Raw genomic sequence first — 1,003 nt, 5'->3', positions numbered from 1 at the left:
AGAGGGTATCCAATCTCGCCGAGCTTCAGCACACCGCAGTCCAGAATATTTAAAGGAAATACGTAAAGAATCCAGAAAAGAAGGTTTTGGACTTACAGAGGCCTATAACGAATCACAACATATCATAGAGGCGTTTAGAACAACCCCACTTTCTTACTATTCACGTAAACACGCCAAGGTAGATAAATCCCCTAAAGTAATCCATGATAATTGTGAAAAGCCAAATATAAAGAAGCTTGAAGCACACCAAATCTCAATGCTATTTGGATTAAAGAAAGAAATTTCTATCAAGCATAATGGCATGATCAAAACGGACATTCAAAAAGGGGAATATATCTACCATGTGGATGATTTCGAGGTGATGAGCCACGAGAAACAAGTAGTTATGAGTTACGATCTGGAGGATTTAACCAACGTTCACTTATTCAAGCAAAAAGGCGATATGCTAGTGTATCTAGGGGATGCCGAACTCTTTGAGAAGCCACAACCTTATGGGCCACAAGCAGAACACGCTAAGATTAGCAAAGAAAAACAACGTTTAAAAACGATCGAAGAACGCAAGGCCGCAGAACTGGCGCAAACCATAGGTATTTCTAATGAGATTGACCTGTTAATGGGAAGGTTTACTAATAAATCTGCTTCAGAAAATGCAGAAACCNACACGCTAAGATTAGCAAAGAAAAACAACGTTTAAAAACGATCGAAGAACGCAAGGCCGCAGAACTGGCGCAAACCATAGGTATTTCTAATGAGATTGACCTGTTAATGGGAAGGTTTACTAATAAATCTGCTTCAGAAAATGCAGAAACCTTACGTTTTTTGAACGGTTTAGATGAACCAATAGAACAAAAAAGAACCGCCAATAGTGACTTGCACACTAATGACGGTTCTGATATTGACCTGGACAGTTTGCTGACTGGCCAGTTATAACATTTAAAAATTCGTAAGCATGACAAATATACAAAAACAAGAAATTGTTACTACGATTAATACGGAAATTTCC

The 1,003-nt window shown here is 38.4% G+C and carries 1 protein-coding gene; it reads left to right on the top strand.

The window, feature by feature from the left end; genetic code table 11:
* The first annotated feature begins 765 nt into the window (after positions 1-765).
* Positions 766-930, top strand: coding sequence for a hypothetical protein (locus FOF46_RS32175; RefSeq protein WP_167572049.1), 165 nt, complete (start codon positions 766-768; stop codon positions 928-930).
* Positions 931-1,003: the final 73 nt, after the last annotated feature.

It is taken from the genome of Aquimarina algiphila, assembly GCF_007489275.1.
Taxonomy (GTDB): Bacteria; Bacteroidota; Bacteroidia; order Flavobacteriales; family Flavobacteriaceae; genus Aquimarina; species Aquimarina algiphila.
The sequence above is the reverse complement of the archived record's forward strand: the minus strand, read 5'-3'. Positions and strand labels throughout refer to the sequence as shown.